At 40.2% G+C, this 18211-nt stretch carries 18 protein-coding genes; 9 read left to right on the top strand and 9 right to left on the bottom strand.

Annotated elements, in window-relative coordinates; all coding sequences use genetic code 11:
- Positions 1-191 precede the first annotated feature (191 nt).
- The 4 genes from DZ860_RS03215 to DZ860_RS03230 form a co-directional block, all read right to left on the bottom strand.
- Positions 192-665, bottom strand: coding sequence for a hypothetical protein (locus tag DZ860_RS03215; RefSeq protein ID WP_120029454.1), 474 nt, complete (start codon positions 663-665; stop codon positions 192-194).
- Positions 655-1194: a hypothetical protein gene (locus DZ860_RS03220; protein ID WP_120029455.1), complete on the bottom strand. Its 540-nt coding sequence runs from the start codon at positions 1192-1194 to the stop codon at positions 655-657. Before DZ860_RS03220 ends, DZ860_RS03215 begins: the two co-directional genes overlap by 11 nt.
- Positions 1195-1329: 135 nt before the next feature.
- Positions 1330-1905, bottom strand: a complete 576-nt coding sequence (locus DZ860_RS03225; RefSeq protein WP_120029456.1) for a class I SAM-dependent methyltransferase — start codon at positions 1903-1905, stop codon at positions 1330-1332.
- 742 nt (positions 1906-2647) lie between these two features.
- The gene (locus DZ860_RS03230; RefSeq protein ID WP_120029457.1) at positions 2648-3277 is read right to left on the bottom strand and encodes a LysE family translocator; all 630 of its coding nucleotides are present in this window, start codon (positions 3275-3277) and stop codon (positions 2648-2650) included.
- Positions 3278-3570: 293 nt separating this feature from the next.
- Here DZ860_RS03230 and DZ860_RS03240 point away from each other — a divergent pair, with 293 nt between their 5' ends.
- The 6 genes from DZ860_RS03240 (at position 3571) to DZ860_RS03270 (ending at position 9110) form a co-directional block, all read left to right on the top strand.
- Entirely contained in the window at positions 3571-3720 is a 150-nt protein-coding gene (locus tag DZ860_RS03240) for a hypothetical protein (RefSeq protein WP_086459347.1), read from the top strand.
- 361 nt (positions 3721-4081) lie between these two features.
- Positions 4082-5413 (top strand): tyrosine-type recombinase/integrase, encoded by a 1332-nt coding sequence (locus tag DZ860_RS03250; RefSeq protein WP_069447769.1) that lies wholly within the window; start codon positions 4082-4084, stop codon positions 5411-5413.
- Between the two features lie 71 nt (positions 5414-5484).
- The gene (locus tag DZ860_RS03255; RefSeq protein ID WP_069447768.1) at positions 5485-6015 is read left to right on the top strand and encodes a site-specific integrase; all 531 of its coding nucleotides are present in this window, start codon (positions 5485-5487) and stop codon (positions 6013-6015) included.
- Between the two features lie 10 nt (positions 6016-6025).
- Positions 6026-6787, top strand: a complete 762-nt coding sequence (locus DZ860_RS03260) for a hypothetical protein (protein ID WP_069447767.1) — start codon at positions 6026-6028, stop codon at positions 6785-6787.
- A 291-nt stretch (positions 6788-7078) separates the two neighbouring features.
- Positions 7079-7996 carry a hypothetical protein gene (locus tag DZ860_RS03265; RefSeq protein ID WP_120029458.1) on the top strand — a complete coding sequence of 306 codons (918 nt, stop codon included), beginning with the start codon at positions 7079-7081 and terminating at the stop codon, positions 7994-7996.
- A 46-nt stretch (positions 7997-8042) separates the two neighbouring features.
- A complete protein-coding gene (locus DZ860_RS03270; RefSeq protein ID WP_133305435.1) occupies positions 8043-9110 on the top strand; it encodes a hypothetical protein in 1068 nt (355 codons plus the stop codon).
- 187 nt (positions 9111-9297) lie between these two features.
- On the opposite strand, the gene DZ860_RS03275 is transcribed toward DZ860_RS03270, so the two are convergent.
- The 4 genes from DZ860_RS03275 to DZ860_RS03290 all read right to left on the bottom strand — a co-directional run bounded on the left by DZ860_RS03275 (position 9298) and on the right by DZ860_RS03290 (position 13751).
- A complete protein-coding gene (locus DZ860_RS03275; RefSeq protein WP_120029460.1) occupies positions 9298-9945 on the bottom strand; it encodes a hypothetical protein in 648 nt (215 codons plus the stop codon).
- A gap of 300 nt (positions 9946-10245) precedes the next feature.
- Complete coding sequence (locus DZ860_RS03280) at positions 10246-11514, bottom strand: Y-family DNA polymerase (RefSeq protein WP_120029461.1); 1269 nt, start codon at positions 11512-11514, stop codon at positions 10246-10248.
- Positions 11511-11900: a LexA family protein gene (locus tag DZ860_RS03285; protein ID WP_120029462.1), complete on the bottom strand. Its 390-nt coding sequence runs from the start codon at positions 11898-11900 to the stop codon at positions 11511-11513. The genes DZ860_RS03280 and DZ860_RS03285 overlap by 4 nt, the downstream gene beginning before the upstream one ends.
- An 831-nt stretch (positions 11901-12731) precedes the next feature.
- The gene (locus tag DZ860_RS03290) at positions 12732-13751 is read right to left on the bottom strand and encodes a hypothetical protein (RefSeq protein WP_120029463.1); all 1020 of its coding nucleotides are present in this window, start codon (positions 13749-13751) and stop codon (positions 12732-12734) included.
- A gap of 155 nt (positions 13752-13906) precedes the next feature.
- On the opposite strand from DZ860_RS03290, the gene DZ860_RS03295 reads away from it, so the two are divergent.
- Positions 13907-14926: a hypothetical protein gene (locus DZ860_RS03295; RefSeq protein ID WP_120029464.1), complete on the top strand. Its 1020-nt coding sequence runs from the start codon at positions 13907-13909 to the stop codon at positions 14924-14926.
- 171 nt (positions 14927-15097) lie between these two features.
- On the opposite strand, the gene DZ860_RS03300 is transcribed toward DZ860_RS03295, so the two are convergent.
- Positions 15098-15400 (bottom strand): helix-turn-helix transcriptional regulator, encoded by a 303-nt coding sequence (locus tag DZ860_RS03300; RefSeq protein WP_120029465.1) that lies wholly within the window; start codon positions 15398-15400, stop codon positions 15098-15100.
- Positions 15401-15943: 543 nt separating this feature from the next.
- On the opposite strand from DZ860_RS03300, the gene DZ860_RS03305 reads away from it, so the two are divergent.
- Together DZ860_RS03305 and DZ860_RS03310 are read left to right on the top strand one after the other, a co-directional pair.
- Positions 15944-16690 carry a chromosome segregation ATPase gene (locus tag DZ860_RS03305; protein WP_120029466.1) on the top strand — a complete coding sequence of 249 codons (747 nt, stop codon included), beginning with the start codon at positions 15944-15946 and terminating at the stop codon, positions 16688-16690.
- Entirely contained in the window at positions 16680-18014 is a 1335-nt protein-coding gene (locus tag DZ860_RS03310; protein WP_165862836.1) for a relaxase/mobilization nuclease domain-containing protein, read from the top strand. Before DZ860_RS03305 ends, DZ860_RS03310 begins: the two co-directional genes overlap by 11 nt.
- The last annotated feature ends 197 nt before the right edge of the window (positions 18015-18211 follow it).

An 18211-nucleotide genomic window follows, 5' to 3' on the forward strand; every position in this document is an offset into this window, starting at 1 on the left:
GTTTACTACTATGCAATTATACTTAAAATTGACGCCTTAAAACGAGAAACACCCGACAACCTGAGATGCCGAGTGTAGTAAATCGTGTTGATGCATTTGTTATACAACTATTTTAATCGATGAACCCATAAATCACGTGTTGTAGCAATGCATTCTTTAACAGCAGATTTAAGCTCTTTGCGACCAACCCCCTATCTTTTTAATCTTTTCTCAATAGTTTTAGTCATTATTGATTCCCAATCATCAAATGTAGTTCTAGTCGGTATTTCAACAAGAATTTTAGGAACATCAATAGTATTGCCTACTCGATCACCATTTTTACCAGGTTGAACATATACAGCTCTAGATTGAATAATACCGTCAATTAAACTCATTTGTGTATATACATCAAATTTAACAACAACTTCAAGCTCAACGGGCTTTTCGAATCTTAGAACCAGATAAACAAACTTTTTACTAAAACGCTTAAGCGCCCATCTAGACTCAACATCTCCAAATGCAGAATCCTTGTGTATACTTGCCAAATCACATAACCGTCTATCCTTTTCTGTATTTAAAATGATCACAGGAATAATTCTTCCATCGGCTGTAAATTGATTGGCTATAGCTCCATCAGCAACTACATCAAGGCTATTCTGATTTGAAACTGAGATTTTATTTTTCATTTTGAACCGTATTAATTATATGTGTATCAATTGATACAACTTCACCATTAGTGGTAGTTGCGTGAATCTTATAAAGATCAACGTTTAAGTTTTTTTTAAAAATATCAGGTAGTTTAAATGTTATCCACCCAGACTCAGCAGATTTCTCTGAGAGTATTAGAGGCAGTTCTAATGTTTTCTTATTATCAGCTATGTTTAACGGGTTAACATCAAAGCATGGTTCGATTTTAGCTTTACCAAAAACCTGACTTTTATCGAAATACTCTAAATGTAATTCAACATTAACAATTGAATTGGTTATTGTGGCTTTATTAATAAAACGTAAAGCAAAAGATATATATGTATCTTCTTCTTTATACCACTTATAAGCTTCCATAAGGTAAGGCTCTACCGTTTTATAACGTTCTTTATGTTGTTGTTTTGATATTTTTAGGGCTTCATTTGCTACGCTATAACTAAACAACGCGAAAACTGCAGAAAAAAGAGCCACTATTAAAGCTCCTGCAGCAATATAATCACTTGTATCCAAAATATTTCTCCAGAATTAACTTTTAAAATCGTTGTATAACGCCGCAATAACACGTGCTGAACGCCTTAATTACCAAACCAATTATACTCTAAACCACGAATGCCGAGTGTAATAAGCATCGTGTTGATTGCTTTGTTATATGATTTTTCTAGCCACTACGTGACAAGCCTTACTATTATGCCCTGTCATCGTTTGATTATTAACAACGATAGACTTTTCTAGTACAAACCCATCAACTATGTTTTCAATTTCAGCTTGAGTTCCGTGCCACATTGGAACCCCAACACCAGAAGTAAAAAAAATACTTTCATCAGAGCAAAATTCAGCTAAATAAATAACTCCATTTGGCTTTAAAATTCTTAGTAGCTCAGAAACAACATTTACCCTAGCTTGCACTTCTGGAATGCACGTAAAAACAGCACACGTAACAATGGCATCAAAGGAAGAATCAGAAAAAGGAAGCAGTGAACCTTTTGAGTAGTTCAGCTCTAGATGCGGGAATTCATTGTTCCCACGATTAATCATTTCCAATGAAGAATCAACACCACAAATACTTTTATAACCTAAGTCATAAAGCTCATTAGTTACTCTTCCATACCCACAACCAAAATCAAGAACTTGGCTAGAATATGGAACGGTATTAATAAGTAACTCGCTGATTAATTGAAGATTAAACTCAACTTTTCCAGCAACATCATCCCAATTACTCAAAGATTTCTCCTTAAATCATATAACGCCGCATTAAGTGGTGAACAACGCGACCACCCAACCTTAAACCTTGCCACATTTAGCACTGAAGCTGACCTAGGCTGAAATTGCCAAGCGTTGAGAATCCGTCTTAAATGCTTTGTTATGTTTTAGCACAATTCGTTGATTTACATGGCAAAGAACTGAGATACAGACCTAGATTTCTGAACCAAATCACAAGCTCGAACTCACTTGACCGGCAGATGCGCCAAACCGGAAACGAGTAAACCCACTTCCCTGCTAATGAGGCAACTCGATACGTTTTCAACAAGCGCCCTTTCTTAGCATAAACAGCGCAAAACAATGGTTATTTGCCGAGGCAACTGCCAAGGTTATTAGCTTATTGGGAAATACGCCCAAAGCGACTTTGAGCCAGAGAAACAAGACGACCAAACCACCCGGAAAATCCAATGAAGCAACCCACGAACCTTGGCATGTTTTACGGGTCAAGTGTTTCAAGAATTGGGGCAGACAATAGCGATTTGCTGAGTCTACTCCCAACGAATAGCCAAAGGAGAAAAGAACGACTCAAAGGCATTTAAGCCATTGAAATTCCATTAAAACATAACGCCTGCATAACACGTTTGCTACCATGCAGACCTAGCTGAATTTTACTGCCTTAATCACTGAAACTAAAGGCAAACTGAGATTGCCGAGTGTAGTAAATCGTGTTGATGCATTTGTTATATGCAAACAACCATTCTTACTATAAGGTCATTACTTTGATGCCAAAAATGGTAAACAATCCACCGGTGACATAATCCATAACCCCAGAAATACGAGCATAAACACTTTTAGCTGATTCATGAGAAAACGCTGTAGCTAAAAATAAATGCCAACTAAGCGTAATTGAGGACATTGTTAACATTATTACTAATATCATCGTTGCACTCATGTTTTCAGGCATAGATACACTGAATAAACTGACAACGAAGAAACCCGTTTTCGGATTTAAAATACTGGTGATAAAAGCTGAAATGAAAACCTTTCTTTTCGATGGTGATATCGTTTGATTGATTTCTGTTAACTCACCTAACCTCTTTATTTTTCGAGTTAGATAAATCTGACGTATTCCCAAATACAATAAATAACTGCCACCTACCACTTTCATTAAACCAAATAATTGGGGGAAATGAGAAAAGAGAATAACTAAGCCGGAACCACCAAAAAACGACCACAGTAACGTCGCACAACTAACACCGAAAGCAGAAAAAGCCGCAATTTTTCGGTCGTAATTAAGTGCAGTGTTGATCGTTAAAAGTACATTAGCACCAGGAGTCGCAACAGCTAACATCCAAATTAAAGCCGCATGAAGAAGAACCAATAAATATTCCATTACCTACCATTCCAATAAATTAAGCTGTGAGCTTAAAAAAGCATATAACGCCCTGTTAAGGTGTGAGCAACGCAATAACGAAGCTACCGCATACCACCTTAAACACTAAACGCAACGCATAGTAAAAATGCCACGCGTTGCGAATCACTCTTAAACAGTTTGTTATGCGGTTGCTCGCAAAGTTTAATTTTACCTTACTTTGAGATGAAATAAGCAACCAAGCACACACTTTAAAACTACTCTCAGAAGTAAAATACGGGCACCAATACTGGTGATAGATAGGAAGTACGTTTATGGCAGTAAAACATACACCCACTGGAGTCGTTCATAAAGGCAAAAAAGGAGGTACTACTGGTTGTGGCTTTGACACCAAGAAAGAAGCATCTCATTGGAGTGACTCACACAGTAAGATCACATGTGACAAAAACGGCTGTAAGAACTAAGTAGTAGTTGTTTAATTGGGCTAGAACTCAAGCTCTAGCCCCTTATGCCCCTCTGCCGCATAACGCCCTGTTAAGGTGTGAGCAACGCATACCGAAGCTCCCGTATACCACCTGAAACACTAAACGCAACGCATAGTAAAAATGCCACGCGTTGCGAATCACTATTAAGGGCTTCGTTACATGTTTAGCATGACATCATTTCGTCTCACTATCAAATCTAAATTATTGATATAAAAAGAAATACACCTCACGCAATATCATTTCGTCTCAGACAATATCAGAGCTCCAATGCCCCCTTGCGTTCCCCTATTTCAGGTTGCTAAGTTGAGGGGAACAGAGAGAAATCAACGGAGACAACAACATGGCGGGAATCGAATTATTGTCTAATCAGACTATCAAAAATGCAAAACCAAAAGACAAAGAATACACCCTTTCGGATGGGGGAAACCTCTACATCAGAATACGCCCGAACGGCAGTAAGAACTGGCTATTTATCTATACCCATCTTATTACAAAAAAACGCGTCAAACTCGGACTGGGTGCTTACCCTAATCTCACACTTGCACAATCTCGAAAGATTGCAGACGAATACCGAGCTAACCTAGCGAATGGCATTGACCCTCGACTATGTCGCGATCAAGTTAGTATAGAACGAACACAAAAATACTATCGAACGTTCAAAAGCGTAGCGGAAGAGATGTTGGCAACACAAGAAGTCAATGAATCCACCAAGCGCCAAAAGCTCATTGAAGAAGAGCAAAAAATTGCGCGCATCAATGGTACAGTTTTTGACAAGCAAGATATTGAACGAATTACCCACAAGGTCAGAACATCTTATCGAAAGCGTCTATTTTTCAAACGCAACCTTTATCCATATTTGGCCGATGTTGCCATCTCGGATATCACTGCTTTACAAGTCATTGAGGCTATTCGTCCTATGCAAAGAAGGGGAAATCTCGAGAATGTAAAACGTGCTTGCACCCTTGCGAATCAAGTTATGAAGTTCGCTATTAACTGCGGTTTCATTCATAGCAATTGCCTTGCTGATATCCGTGAAGTATTTGCTAAGGCAATACCGTCACATATGCCATCAATAGTTCCAGAAGAACTGAGCCATGTAATGGAAACGATGTCGAATACACAGATGAAGTTTGTCACTCGTTGTGCATTTGAAATGCAACTTCACACCATTTCTCGAGCGGACGAATTAGCAGCGATGCGCTGGTGCGATATTGATCTAGAAAAACGTCTTTGGACTATTCCTGCGTTCTTCACTAAGAGCAAACGAGAGCACATTGTGCCACTCAACGACTACACGATTTGGATCTTAAAATTCATCCACCCAATTTCAGGTCACAACAAGTTTGTTTTCCCTTCAGACAAACCTAATACAAAATATCCGCATATCAGTCCATCAGCAGTTAACTCAGCGCTTGGGAATACCCCACTAAAAGGTCGACTGGTGAGTCATGGCTTTAGAGGCATTGCGAGCACTCTATTTAATGAGAAAGGGTTTAATTCGGATGCGATTGAAATGTGTTTAGCGCATCTCGACAAAAACCAGACGCGAGCCGCTTATAACAGCGCTAAATATCTCGAACAGCGTATTGAAATTCTAACATTTTGGAGTCAATACATTGTCGATGCTACAGGCCACCACTATTCCATCGCCAGTCAGTACAAGCCCATTTAGTTCACACAAATTTCATTTTTTGAGCTCAGAAATGGGCTTATTTCGCACGTCATTTAATAAAGGTAATCGTTATGAAAATGAACAACCGTCCTACAATCTCAACGCCAATTCGCAGCCTCATCAGGAATGGTGATTTCTCCCGCTTTCTCAACTTAAATCCACCAGCGAAGAAATCTAGCCAAGGCGAGTGTGCAATTAAACCATCTCTAGTTAGGTTAAGAAATGCCAAGTTTAGTACCTTCAACATTGCTGAAAGCACGAAAGGTGATGTTGGAATGGTGACGAGGCATCTAAATGACTGTGAGCAACTCTTTACTCTCTTGCGTATCGAACGCCATAACGATCCCACGCTCAGCGTACTGTACTACCGTATTCATTACTTTCTATCGATTGTAGGCAAGCAGCAATCACTGTGCTCCACTCGTGGTATAACAAAAGACGCAATCCGTAGATATAACGCTTACTTAAACAGTAATATCAAAAACAACCTTGAAAGAAAAATGCACATCTCCGCAGTTCGCTTTTTCTTTCGTCAACTATGCCGTCATGGCATTTCAAGCCACAACCCTATTCGCCGCTTAAACCTAAAAACTGCTTACTAGGAGATACGTTATGTTAATTACAGATAACTTACGTCTAGACATTATTCAAACACTAGACGACGCTAGCTCATACGCGAGTCAGGCGGACATTTCACGTTATCTAGTACGCGGGCTAACCGCTGTAGATATTGGTTTGATTGAAACCGCCTCTTCATTATTAAGATCTGAACCCTATCTACAAGAGCACGACTTAATTGATCACGGCATCAGTAGAAAGCACATTAAAAAAATCCTTGGCGGTATCGAGCACTTTAAATCGCTACTAGGACTTGAAGAGTATTGCTTCTCTGACTATCTTAAAGACCACAATCTAGATCTCAACTCAGACATCACTATTCCGTATTTCATCTATCAAACATTCTCTGCGGACATTCGTAAAGACTGTGTTTCCACTGACAATCCCCCGCAACTTATATCAACGTTGAATATTGAAATTGAGCCAGGCTTTAAGCTCAGCACAATTCCAATCTTGGGTGGACTTGCTACTCAGATTCCTGCAACAGATAAGGAAATGATGATAGTCACTGTTGGGCTACTGTTAAACGACTATCATTTTGTCAATTATGATGAAGCGACCTCAATACTGACTTTAAAACCTAAATGTCGGGATCAAACCGTCGATATTGAAGTACGGTGTTTCTCATCTCAGTTCAAAGCCAAAACAAACTCAGGTGTATGTGTAGTCGATGATTCGTTAGCGATAAAGAACCATAAGCTCAAAGAAAAGATCATGAGTCTAAAGCAACTGTTCGAACGAGTTCATAATCAATAGCGAAAAATATGCCATAAGTGCGTTGTCTCCAAGTCCTTACAACGCACCATTTGGTGATCACATCAGTAGTGAAGATCACCAACACACTTTTGGACATAAATGTGTCAGAGATATAACTAAATTAGGATTTAACGGATTATCTCATGTCTTGAGAAGCTATTCTTGAAGTCAGACGTGCATTCATCATCAACTTGCGTTCTATATTTTATTATCTACTCTCAAAATAATTATTTAGCGACACACACTCCATAGACAAAGAGATCTATTCTTTTGCTAAATGAGGGAGAAAGCATGAATGCAAGAGCAAAGCGATCCGTAACAGAGGGGCAAATTTACCCAACCAAGCATTATGGCAACATAACCGTCGTTCAGTACAAAAATGCAAAAGAGGTGTTAGTTAAATTTGAAAAAACTGGATTTGAAACGGTCACAACTGCTGCATACATTAGATCTGGAATGGGGATTCGTGATCCAATGCAACCCTACGGAATTGAAAAGAAACCCGTCCCTGACGACATGCAAGCCGGAACGGTCTATGAGTCCAACCTCTGCGGACGATTAATCATTCAAAAGTATACTCACGTGCATGATGTAAAGGTCAAATTTATTGATACAGGCCATATTGATTCATTTTCCGCTTCAAACATAAGAAAGGGAGCAGCTTATGATCCGATGGCAAAAAATACATATGGTGTTGGTTTTATGGGAATTGGCAAATACAACACAAACTCCCCAGCGCACCAGGTTTGGCGAGGCATTTTAAGTCGCTGCTATTCAGATAAATATCCCAGCTATAAGGATGTGAAAGTTGCAGAGGTTTGGCACAATTTCCAAAATTTCGCAGAGTGGTTCGAAAATCTAGACTGGAAAGGAAAAGCAGTAGATAAAGACCTACTCGCATTAGGAAGGAGCAAAGTCTATTCACCGGATCGCTGCGTGCTGCTAACAAAGAGTGAAAATTCCAAGCTCAATACGCTAGGTTACATCAAACTATTGGACGATAAGGAACCCTTTGGAAAGTGCCGGATTGTGGTATCTAAAACTTTTGACGAACTTGATGACGCTATTGATTTCGCCGTTCAAAACGAACTGGCATTAAGAGCTGAGATATTAAAAAAAATAAACAAGGTAGATCCGTTAAAGGATGCCTATGGGACCATCAAGGCACGACTCATTAGCAGATTGAAAGAGGGTGATAGCCATGAGTAGGAGTCCAATAAAAGTCGGTGATCGGTTTCGGACCACGAATTGCGGAATGGTTGAAGTCTCAGAAGTAGTCAATTCAAAAAAAATTTTAGTGATTTTTGACAATACCGATGAAAAGAAGTGGACATTCAGTAGCTGTTTAAGAAAAGGCAATGTTCATGACCCTTCTCTACCCCGCCTCCCATCTAAAAAACCCTCAGTAAAAAAAGGGGATATATTTACCACGAATTATCATGGTGATATTGAGGTTGTAAATTATGTGTCTGCCAATGAAGTAACAGTCAGGTTTATTAAGACCAATGACCTAGTTGAAACATCCATTACAAGAATTAATGAGGGGGTCGTAAAGCCCCCAGGTAGTCCTCCAGGCAAGCCCGAAATCGTTATCCCTTCAGATATGCAAGTTGACTTCCGACATACCACAAAAAATTATGGGGACTTGAAAGTCGTTAAATACCATCATGCAAAACTGGTGAAGGTGAAATTTATCCAAACAGGATTTGAGACCACCGCTGCGGCTCATGACATTAGACATGGTGAGGTATGGGATAAGCTAAAACCCGTTATACATGGGGTTGGGTATCATGGTACCGGCCCGTATAAATCAACTTATTCCAACCGAGACAACCCGTTTGAGCCGGGTAGAGTTAAATGTCGAGCGTACTTTGCATGGAGCAATATGCTCACTCGGTGTTATAGCAAAGCAAACCAACTACGCCAACCCTCATACATAGGGGTAGTCGTGGATGAAGAATGGCATAATTTTCAAAATTTTGCCGAGTGGTATTACGCTCAAAACTGGAAAGGGATGCAACTTGATAAGGATTTATTGTGTGGCGGTCATGGCAAAAGGTATGGCCCTGACACCTGCGTAATGATCCCGGAGGCGGATAATAAAGCACTAAATCGCGAAACTAAAATACAAAAAACCTCATCTGGAAAGTATCATTTGTCAATAAACTTGACTATCGATACTATTGACGAGGCAGTGGATATTTTCACAACCGCACAATTACATATACGGGAAGCCATTTTTCACAGGCTAGATAAAGAAGACCCCATGAAAAATGATGCGCAAAAGATTATTCAAGAAATCATACGCAAACGCGTTAGATAGTCTTTTGAATTGAACTCACTATGCCATTACTTAAGTAATGTTATATTATGCTTTGTTGAAGTTCGGGGCGATCGGCTGTCATTACTGAAAGTTCCAGCTTGGAACTGGACAGAAGCGAGCTAAGAGAACCGTCTCAACCAGCCGAAGTGAGAGTAGAAAAAGTATCTTGCTACCTTAAATGCTTGTGTTAGGTAATTCTTGTTAACCCCGAATTAATTGCCCCTAAAATCCCTATAACAACAGCAATAGCTAATAAGTATGCATAGTAAGTTTTAAAGTAACTAAAGCGCCCTTTTTCCAAATAACTATTCTCACTACCAAATAAATGCAAGATAACTTTAGGCCCAACCAAAAACACTGGATATATGAGCAACATTCCTACCTGAGGCATGAGTCTTATTTCGCTATCGGTTAATCCATATGCTAACCATAAACTTACGGGGAAAAAGATGGACATAAATTTAAAGTACGTCAGTTGAGGCTGAATTTCATTCCCACTATCTTCGCTTATCTTCTTAAAGGCGGACAGTTGTCCTAGCATTAAAAGACGCATGCCTAAAACAACCATCGTCGACAAAATTACCGCACTATGAACTTCATGTTCTTGATAATGCAGACCAATCAATTCGCTATACATTATTAATGGCGAAACTAAATAATCTTGATAGGTCGATACCGCATCTAAGATAAACCCTTTCCACTTAAAAAAAGTTTCTGAAAGTGATGCAATAGCGCTGATTTGCATAAAAAGGAACAACACCAGCAACACTTTTTGAAGCGGTCCTACCTTATGCAACACTGACAAAACTTCTTCGTAATCGCTATGAAAACCCACTCGAAACCTACCTAAATAATTGCCTAACGCTACTTAGGCGACTAACCGTCGCCTTTAATGTTCATATGGTGCCGTCTATCATTTATCATTTCAATTTATAATCAATAAGTTAGCACCCATATTGTGAGCTTAGATGGCTCAGTGACGTTTAATTTTTTGATGTTATGAATTCGGATAACTTTTAGTAAGGCAAGCTCGTATTAGCAGGGTGTGAATGAGTCAAAGGTCTAACGCGAAAAGGGGCAAAAACGCTGTTACAACTAAGCCCCAACGTATCTATCAGAGCAACGTTGTTTCCCTCTACTGGCAATGTACTGTTGGTAGCTCAGCCCATTTCGTTAAGTAGGCAGGGGAAAGTCGGTCTTGAGTCATCTTTGCCTTTGCGTCAAAACCTTCAGAGCCCAAACGCACGATTCGCTTACCTGCATGGCTATTAATGATATCCATTGCAGTCATCAGGCGCGAGTCTTGCTGTGGGGCGAACATGTCTCCTTGAGCCTGTTGCATGTCACACAGTTCAAGGCAGCGGCAACCTATCTTGTAGTAACGTTCTCCTTCCCGAAATAAACCATTGTTCAGTACCTCTGTCATCGCTTGTGTCAGCAATCGCGTGTCATCAATGGCTGTTACGAATCTAACTGTTTCACTGCGAGAAAAAGACTCCACGGCATGCTGACCCGAGGAGACATGAAATTGCACACACCGAGTGCCAAGTCCAGCTTTACGCATTTTAACCGCAGCTACTGCTACTCGGGCGCTGAGAGCTTGATGAAGATCATCATACGTTTCTGCCCGCACTGTGAGGCTTAAACTTGCCCCTATTTCTTGCTTGCTTTGGATATCGGGAAAACTACGGAAGTTATAAACCAACTCGCCATTAAGCTCACGAACAATCCGCTCTAAATTTACTGAACCTGCTTGTTTGGCAAGCTTAAGAGGCATCTGCGCTAATTCTGCCGCTGTTCTGATCCCCCTAGCCATCAGCATAGCTGCTGTTCGACGCCCAACACCCCAGACGTCACTTACAGGAAACTGCTGTAATATTTGGCTTTCATTCTTTGGCGTTAACAGTGCAATACCACGGTAACCTTCAAAGGTTTTGCCAACATGGCTAGCGACCTTAGCTAAAGTAAACGTTCTTCCTAGCCCGCAACCAATAGGCAGTCGTGTATTCGTCCATGCCAGGCGACGAATCTGTCTTGCTGTGGCTATCCATTCTTCATCACTAAGTGAGACGTTATCAACGGCAGCGAAAGCTTCGTCGATACTGTAGCGATGGTAGTGTGTGAAGATCTGTGAGTCTTCAAGCGTGCAATGCAGTCTGTTAGACATGTCTGCATAAAGCTCATAGTTCGAGCTAAACACTGCCACTCCAGCCGCTTCAAGCAAAGCTTTTTGCTGAAAATATGGAGCAAACTTTTTGACACCTACGGCTTTAGCTTTATTATTGGACGCAACGATCATTCCATCACCATTGCTCAGTACGACAATGGGTTTATCACGTAGGTCTGGACGAAATACCGCCTCAACGGAGCAGTACATAGAGTGAACATCACATAGAAAAATCATGAGGCTAGAGGGCGATGGCAACGAATAGACTGTACTACCACTCCCTCAATCAGTGAGGCTGAGGTAATGGCAACGGGAGCATATTCTTCATTAGCACTAATCAAGCGTTTCTGGTGTAAATCTAAAAGCTTAACCACGAAAAGCCCATCATGAGTAGCGACCACTACATCACCATGACGCGGTATGCAGGCTCGATCTATCACTAACAAATCGCCGTCATAGATCCCGACTCCCGTCATACTGTCACCCTGTGCGCGTACAAAGTAGGTCGAAGACTTACGCTCACCAACAATGAGGTCGTCTAAACTTAGTGACTTTAGGGCTTTATATTCTGCGGCAGGACTTTCAAATTGACTGATCCCCGCACTGGCGCTGACAAGTGACATGAAAACTCCAATGATTACTGTTTTTATATACAGCAATTATCGCGAATCATCATATACTGTCAATCTAATCGAGATTGATAGCTGCAAAGTTAACCAAGGCCACCAGCATCACAGGCAATCAGCAGCCCTTGAAGCTCAGAATTGGACATTAATCAGTTAGAGTCAATGCTCTTAAAATGATGGTTCTTATTAGGGATAAGTATGGAAAGTGGATTTACGGTAACGCCTACATAACACGTTTGCTACGTGCATATCGGCTAAGATTACGAGAGCGCTCTATCTAATAGCTAAAGGCTAGAGCGTTACAATAACCCACTCAATAACCATTTTATTTGCAAATGTACTTAGGTTGATAGGTAACCGCTAACGCAGCCAACTCCAATAGCCCACGTTGTTTCGAACAATGAACTAAAGAAAATACGAGCACGAGCTATAAATGTTTGTCCCATAGGAACCTCCTGATTTTTGTCTACTGTGGTAGTTGAAGCCAACTGGATACTTAAGTAACGTAAAAGCACAAGAATAAGAGCTACGGAGCCAACAAACGTCCAAGGAATTGAACCTTGACCTATCTTCCCAATCAGCCTAAGTACACTTAGGGAAGTCAGAATATAATACTATAAGGCGGTATGTAAGTTAAATAGAAAATAACTCATACGTTTACCACTTTTATCCGAAAGTTATTTTGGGGCATTTCTGTGTTACACGCCCAGCCAGCAAGCTATTGGACACAAATAATTTAGAGTAACATGTCTAAATCGTTAATTTGGGAAACGGCTTGTTTCCCAAATTTAGTCATCAGGTACGATTCCTTCCCCGTATTATAAAAAGCTAACAAACCGTAATCGAATCAACCATTGTTACGGGTCGCCCTGCCACAAACACTGGCTTTATTCCGAGCTCTACTATGCATGGAAAGTTCATCTTCGATAATTGCGGTAACAAACTATCGTCAAAATTGACTGTTTCTGCTTCATGCCCTCCGTTAGCTCTAACGGTATAATTAGCTGAGCATGATGAGCGCAAAGGCTTCGTCACATACAATACAGAGAAATCGAAGTTTCTTGCTTTTTTACGCGAGTAACCATAAGCCGAGTTATAACCTAGCAAGAGCATCTGATGTTGCTTGAAAGAGATGTTTTCATGACAAGTTTTTTCCCCTTGCTCCTTAATAACAGCCAGCCTCATGCGTTCATTAAGAAGGGAAATGTCGAAATCTAATTCATTCTGCAACCGTGATTGAATTTGCTCAATAACAGGATGATATATCCATTTTCTAGGAGCCTGCTCAATCACTCCCAATGTTAACGAGTCTAAATCATCCATGATATCAAGCTCGTTTACATAGACCGCCATCATGGGTACACCTAAACGCTTAACCTTCTCTAACTTTTCTTCTGAGACATCATTGGTCACAACAATCTCGATAAATATACGCTGTCTATCATCATACACAGCAGTGACATCGGGAATAAAATCGGCTTCTGCTTGTTCCAATAACACCTCGTTAAAACTCAACTCTTCTGATTCGAATATTTCTTCCTTATGGTGTTCGATGCCAGCCAAGTCCGACTTCGAGCACATCGGATGGAATTCGGGGGCGAGAATACGCCTCTCGCGTTCTAAAATGTGTTTACACAACCTATGAAGAACACTCTCACTGCATTCGCTAGCGTCCATTGAGTGATGCGCGAAGTGATGACGTTTAACATCTCCTTTTTTAGCCACCAACTTATCTCCGCAGCTAATGCAATTACAATTGCACCCTAGCCCACTCATGACATCATCGATATGCATTAGTTGAGTATCAAAAAGGCCAAATGCACTCGTGTTTGTTTCTGTCTTATTCATTATTCACTCCAATATTTGGGTATTATCTTAACGTTTAATAAGGGGAACTCCCTCGGAGAACACAAACATAGTCAGATAAAAAAACCAATTCAAACAGAGCATTACCCATCATTACTAGGTAATATCAAGTTAATGGATAACGTTAAGGTGACGTAATGGCAAAAAGCATCGAAGAGTTAGCGGCAGCAATTAGAGTCGCTGATGAATTTTGGAATCACTACACCAATGGTGATAAAACCACGGCACGTTTTCATCTATTTAGAGCGATAATTGAACTTGTAAACGGCAGCGCAGCCTTCGAAGCTCAGCAGCTCGACGAATGCTATGTAACGTCTAGTGAACTGGCTGACAAAGTTGCGTTCTTAGCCAATGCAAAACCTGCGACTTATAACAGTGGTAGACTGAACCAAGAATATAAATTATTACTAGAAAGATTGGATGCACTCCAACCATCTCTTGAGCAAGCTGCAAAAAAACTTGGTTTAGACGTGATACCAGTTATCCATAAAGAAGCAAACGCTGGAGGTCAGGGGAAGCAATCTATTTACCGACTACTCGCAACAAAAGTGAATACCTCAGAGCTCAATATTAAGAGCTCCGCTGAAGAACAAAGCGCCTCCTCAGATCCAAACAAAATCAGCTACTACATCGAATCCTTGCCTAAGCTGCCAGTTTGGACTCGATGGCTACAAAACATCAACATGACAAAACATCGATGGAAAATGGTACTATTTACTATGAGTCCAATCGTCCTCATTATCATTTGCGCTATTATTTTCCAGCTATCCTCGTTCAAGCTCATTGAACCACAAATCTTAACGTATCTAACTGTCTTCACAATGTGGTATGTCGGTTTATTTTTATTATGCTTCCGTTATCTTATCGACGCTCTGAACAATAACATTACGACCTTGCCCGAAATGATGCTTCCTTTGAACTTACGCTCAGCAGTCTTACAGTACGAACTGAATGAGCCTGGTAGTGATAATGGCAGAATAAAACAGCTAACAATTAAAGTTTTTGCGGCAAAATGCCCAATATGCGGTTATCGTGTTGACATTAAATCTGTAGGATTGCCTTTTCGAACAAGGCTAATCGGAGTCTGCAACAACAACCCTATAGAGCACCGCTATACCTTTGATTTTACGACACAACAAGGAACTAAGTTGAGTTAAACGTATCCGTAGTCCTGAACATAGCGGAGCAACTTTCTTAAATCCAATACCCAAATGAAAATTCAAAAAAACCGTAGAGCATTATGACTCCAGCTCTACGGATTTTCTTTATTAAGACAGTCACTATTGTTATGTGCGGGATAGTTCAACCACCCTAAGTTACACGGTCACTTAGCTGTATCTCATCCACTGGAACAGTAGCGTGTTTTCGATCATTTTTTCCCTAGCATAACGCAACTCTTTTACAACTCGCTTTAAGTCTTCCCCCCGTGCACAAGCGAGAATGAAATAATCAATTTCGTGAGATAGATACCCCCCCGTTTTATCACCAAATTTCAACCTAGGGGGGAATTTCCCTTCGCCTTCATAACGGTATACTGTCGCTCTTGATAACTGTACTCGTTGAATCACTTGCTCTCGAGTTTCTATTTTTAATCCAACTTCCATTGCGATTTCTTTATTACCATCTTTCATTTAAACAACCTTTATTATTATTATTTTTAGTTAATCTACATACATAATAATCATCAAAACCACGAAAGATCAAGCCACTTTCAACATATTTAAATAAAACAACCGCAATAAAATAAATACACATTACTTATTTATTCATATATGTATAACCGAGCAATTTAGAACTAATTAAAACAAGGTGAATCGACATAACCCGAATTGACACGACATATGACACCAGCGCAAATGCTCTGCTCATATAGACAACGGCTCTGCCTGTAACAGCAAATGCTCTGCTTCTATGCGCAATAGCCTTTCAAAAATCACCATAAGGAATAATGAAAATAACATATCATCAATTGAAAATATTTATATTTACTTCAAATTGAAAACGTGCTTTAAATATAAATAAAGTAACAAGCTGATATCGTGAGTTATTATTTGTTCCAAATAAAACCCACGAAAGCATGCCTCGCGATACGAGGTTGCGCTAACAGCCTTACGGCGTTATCGCTAAAAAAAACAAAGCACTCCAAATAATTACAACAATAATAAGAGTTAAAAATGAATATAAATATAAACACAGTCGCAGCAACTGTCATTCGCTGCACAACAAGAAAACAGAAGCAATTCATTTCTGGGTTAATAAAAGAACACAACTATTCTGAGCTTGAGTTGGTTACTCTATTGCCTGGAATTCTTCCTTCGCCTATAGAGTCAGGCGTGAGTATCGCTGAGCAACAAGCATTTGTAACTGCACTTGCTCATGCCCTTTGCCTCTATCAGCAAACAGAAAACACCAATCAAGTTGAGTGGGCTGAGGCTCATGATTTGATAAGCACAGTGCGAGCGAACTTCAAAAAACCACGCAAAGCAGAAAAAGATCTCTACCGTCGAGCGGTAAAAACCAACCTCACCCAAGATGAATATCAACATCTACTGGAGGTCATGGCAAGTTATAACTACAAATCGGCCAGTCAATTTCTTCGAGATGTCATCACTCAAAAGTTGACTATAAAACCACAGCAAAGCGGATGTATAACAGAGTACTTTTACGAGACAAAACGCATCGCAAACCTTTTAGAATCTTTACTTGAAGAGGACCCACTACGTAACAATGAGACAGCTATTCAATTAGGTGAAGCTCTACATTCATTGAAACAAAATCTTCTAACTACACGTAATCTAGCTATTGATTCGCACAACGTTCAAACTGCGGAAATCCTCGCAATACAATACCTCGACAGCAATGTACTTCGTGAACTCTACAGAAGCAAACTTGAGTTAGAGGATGCGAGTAATGATATTTGAAGAGCTGAAGTGTAAAAATGCCCAACAGACCATACATGATGCTACTCAATTAGTTCTATATGGTGCGAAGCAAAGTGATGACGTCACACAGCTTATAAAGTACTCATCAAGCCAATCTAAAAGCGCTCTCTCTAGGGGAACATCGCAATTCATTTGTTCAAACGAAATTGCCTCTATTCCCCTCGACGCTAGTAATCAAGACGCAAGAAACATTAATTGGAGCTCCGCGATTGCTGAGCTACAGAGCGCCCACCTAACAAATAACAACACCAAGCAGCCATACCGACACTTTGTCGTTTCCCTAGCAGAGGGGGAACAGTTACCCCACCAGCAATGGAAGGCATCCATAAGCAAACTCATGAAACACCTCGGCTATGAAAACGCTCGTTACATTGCTTATAAACACTCTGATACGAATAATGAGCATGTACACATTGTCGTCTCTACAACTAATTTGCTTACTGGGAAGATTATTTCTAACTGGCAATCACACTTAAACGCTCAACCAATCATGAGAGAGCTTGAAATTGAGCTGGGGTTACAGCAAGTGTTGAGCTCAAACGAGCTCAACACTTGCTATGGAAATGATGCTAAGAACGGCAAAGAACAAACAATCAAGCGTATGATGCGTCGAAAAGTTGAACAAGCCATAAAGAGGTTGCCTCCACACGCTTCTTTGATTCAGTTTTCGACTGCTCTACTACGCGAAGGAATTGAAATCGAGCTTGTAGCAAATAGTGATGGAAGTAAGTTTAAAGGGCTCGCATATCGATTTCATAAGTTTAGATTTGCTGCGTCCTCATTGCGAAGTGGCAATAAATATACACTCGGTAAGTTGGTAAAGAACGGTATCTTGAATGAAAACGCGTTAGATACTCGTTTTTACGACCCAGATAATTTTCAAGTTCGATCTGCTCAGGCTAAGTTTGAAAGCATAAGGCGACAATCAATAGAATTGGCTAACGAGTTTAAAATACAACTGAAATCACACCAAGAAGACCAATTTAGGTATCTCATCCTAACTTGTGCTCGTGGGCACGCTAAAGCCATGCAAACACAAGCTGATTACTGGCTGTACCACAGCAAATTTCTTCGCGATTTGTGGGAAAGAGCTTTTGTACACTGCTTATATGAATCCGAGAAAGGACTATACAAAGCCGCGAATTTTTTGAGTGACTTTTTCTTCCACATTTTACTTACGCTATTCGAAGAATCCTTGAGAAACAAATGGGAACTACGTGTCGTTGTCACTAATGACCCAACTGAAAAACATCGAGAACTGAAGTATGGTAAACAAAATGACCATTCAGGACTGACGAGATAGCGCCCTATTCTCTTACATTTGAAATGACGCGGCATGACCACAAAAATAACAATGAAAAAATAGCAATGATTACGAGGCATGATCACTGCTAGCGCGTTTGTGCCCCTTTCCGTGCCAGTGATGTTCAATCTCACAAATCACTTTCAAGTGGTTTGACCTATTTTTTCTTATCTGTTTATTGTCTAGTTAATTGGGGG

The organism is Vibrio sinensis, assembly GCF_003605645.1.
GTDB classification, from domain to species: Bacteria; Pseudomonadota; Gammaproteobacteria; order Enterobacterales; family Vibrionaceae; genus Vibrio; species Vibrio sinensis.

Excerpts from the sequence above, each read along its gene's own strand:
- DZ860_RS03215 (WP_120029454.1), bottom strand. The coding sequence starts at position 665 with ATGAAAAATAAAATCTCAGTTTCAAATCAGAATAGCCTTGATGTAGTT.
- DZ860_RS03230 (WP_120029457.1), bottom strand. The coding sequence starts at position 3,277 with ATGGAATATTTATTGGTTCTTCTTCATGCGGCTTTAATTTGGATGTTA.
- DZ860_RS03240 (WP_086459347.1), top strand. The coding sequence starts at position 3,571 with ATGGCAGTAAAACATACACCCACTGGAGTCGTTCATAAAGGCAAAAAA.
- DZ860_RS03250 (WP_069447769.1), top strand. The coding sequence starts at position 4,082 with ATGGCGGGAATCGAATTATTGTCTAATCAGACTATCAAAAATGCAAAA.
- DZ860_RS03255 (WP_069447768.1), top strand. The coding sequence starts at position 5,485 with ATGAAAATGAACAACCGTCCTACAATCTCAACGCCAATTCGCAGCCTC.
- DZ860_RS03260 (WP_069447767.1), top strand. The coding sequence starts at position 6,026 with ATGTTAATTACAGATAACTTACGTCTAGACATTATTCAAACACTAGAC.
- DZ860_RS03265 (WP_120029458.1), top strand. The coding sequence starts at position 7,079 with ATGAATGCAAGAGCAAAGCGATCCGTAACAGAGGGGCAAATTTACCCA.
- DZ860_RS03270 (WP_133305435.1), top strand. The coding sequence starts at position 8,043 with ATGGTTGAAGTCTCAGAAGTAGTCAATTCAAAAAAAATTTTAGTGATT.
- DZ860_RS03280 (WP_120029461.1), bottom strand. The coding sequence starts at position 11,514 with ATGATTTTTCTATGTGATGTTCACTCTATGTACTGCTCCGTTGAGGCG.
- DZ860_RS03285 (WP_120029462.1), bottom strand. The coding sequence starts at position 11,900 with ATGTCACTTGTCAGCGCCAGTGCGGGGATCAGTCAATTTGAAAGTCCT.
- DZ860_RS03290 (WP_120029463.1), bottom strand. The coding sequence starts at position 13,751 with ATGAATAAGACAGAAACAAACACGAGTGCATTTGGCCTTTTTGATACT.
- DZ860_RS03295 (WP_120029464.1), top strand. The coding sequence starts at position 13,907 with ATGGCAAAAAGCATCGAAGAGTTAGCGGCAGCAATTAGAGTCGCTGAT.
- DZ860_RS03300 (WP_120029465.1), bottom strand. The coding sequence starts at position 15,400 with ATGAAAGATGGTAATAAAGAAATCGCAATGGAAGTTGGATTAAAAATA.
- DZ860_RS03305 (WP_120029466.1), top strand. The coding sequence starts at position 15,944 with ATGAATATAAATATAAACACAGTCGCAGCAACTGTCATTCGCTGCACA.
- DZ860_RS03310 (WP_165862836.1), top strand. The coding sequence starts at position 16,680 with ATGATATTTGAAGAGCTGAAGTGTAAAAATGCCCAACAGACCATACAT.